Origin of the sequence: Janthinobacterium violaceinigrum, assembly GCF_009208555.1 — a bacterium.
GTDB classification, from domain to species: domain Bacteria; phylum Pseudomonadota; class Gammaproteobacteria; order Burkholderiales; family Burkholderiaceae_D; genus Janthinobacterium; species Janthinobacterium violaceinigrum.
This window is the reverse complement of record NZ_WFLI01000081.1, coordinates 1,274-3,024: the sequence shown is the minus strand read 5'-3', so window position 1 is coordinate 3,024 and position 1,751 is coordinate 1,274. Positions and strand designations below refer to the sequence as shown.

1 rRNA gene (cut by a window edge) is annotated in these 1,751 nt (G+C 51.8%); it reads right to left on the bottom strand.

Features of this window, described 5'->3' with window-relative positions:
- Positions 1 to 41: 41 nt before the first annotated feature.
- Positions 42 to 1,751, bottom strand: a 23S ribosomal RNA gene (locus GCN75_RS28665); it runs 1,256 nt beyond the window's last position.

Sequence of the window (1,751 nt, the reverse complement as noted above, 5' to 3'; positions counted from 1 at the left end):
CAACGTTGTACCGTCTTATCCTCTGTACCTGCTAAGGTTATAGGGACAAGCCGTACGGGCAATTAGTACTGGTTAGCTTAATGCATTACTGCACTTCCACACCCAGCCTATCAACGTCCTGGTCTCGAACGACCCTTCAAAGAGCTCAAGGCTCTGGGAAATCTCATCTCAAGGCAAGTTTCCCGCTTAGATGCTTTCAGCGGTTATCTCTTCCGAACTTAGCTACCCGGCAATGCCACTGGCGTGACAACCGGTACACCAGAGGTTCGTCCACTCCGGTCCTCTCGTACTAGGAGCAGCCCCCTTCAAATTTCCAACGCCCACGGCAGATAGGGACCAAACTGTCTCACGACGTTTTAAACCCAGCTCACGTACCACTTTAAATGGCGAACAGCCATACCCTTGGGACCGGCTACAGCCCCAGGATGTGATGAGCCGACATCGAGGTGCCAAACTCCCCCGTCGATATGAACTCTTGGGAGGAATCAGCCTGTTATCCCCAGAGTACCTTTTATCCGTTGAGCGATGGCCCTTCCATACAGAACCACCGGATCACTATGTCCTACTTTCGTACCTGCTCGACTTGTCAGTCTCGCAGTTAAGCACGCTTATGCCATTGCACTATCAACACGATGTCCGACCGTATCTAGCGTACCTTCGAACTCCTCCGTTACACTTTAGGAGGAGACCGCCCCAGTCAAACTGCCTACCATGCACTGTCCCCGATCCGGATAACGGACCAAGGTTAGAACCTCAAACAAACCAGGGTGGTATTTCAAGGTTGGCTCCACGAGAACTAGCGTCCCCGCTTCAAAGCCTCCCACCTATCCTACACAGATTGGTTCAAAGTCCAATGCAAAGCTACAGTAAAGGTTCATGGGGTCTTTCCGTCTAGCCGCGGGTAGATTGCATCATCACAAACATTTCAACTTCGCTGAGTCTCGGGAGGAGACAGTGTGGCCATCGTTACGCCATTCGTGCAGGTCGGAACTTACCCGACAAGGAATTTCGCTACCTTAGGACCGTTATAGTTACGGCCGCCGTTTACTGGGACTTCAATCAAGAGCTTGCACCCCATCATTTAATCTTCCAGCACCGGGCAGGCGTCACACCCTATACGTCCACTTTCGTGTTTGCAGAGTGCTGTGTTTTTATTAAACAGTCGCAGCCACCAGTTTATTGCAACCCTTTCACCCTTCCACAGTAAAGTGGTCAAGCTACCGGGGCGTACCTTTTCCCGAAGTTACGGTACCAATTTGCCGAGTTCCTTCTCCCGAGTTCTCTCAAGCGCCTTAGAATACTCATCTCGCCCACCTGTGTCGGTTTGCGGTACGGTCTCGTATGACTGAAGCTTAGAGGCTTTTCTTGGAACCACTTCCGATTGCTTCGTGAGCAAGCTCACTCGTCCCATCCCCTTGAATTCCGCGCCCGGATTTGCCTAAGCGCCTTCTATGAGACAGAAACTGACTATTCCAACAGTCAGACAACCTTCCGCGATCCGTCCCCCCATCGCATCATACGACGGTGCAGGAATATTAACCTGCTTCCCATCAGCTACGCATCTCTGCCTCGCCTTAGGGGCCGACTCACCCTGCTCCGATGAACGTTGAACAGGAAACCTTGGGCTTACGGCGTGGAGGCTTTTCACCCCCATTATCGCTACTCATGTCAGCATTCGCACTTCTGATACCTCCAGCATCCTTTACAAGACACCTTCGCAGGCTTACAGAACGCTCTCCTACCATATGCTT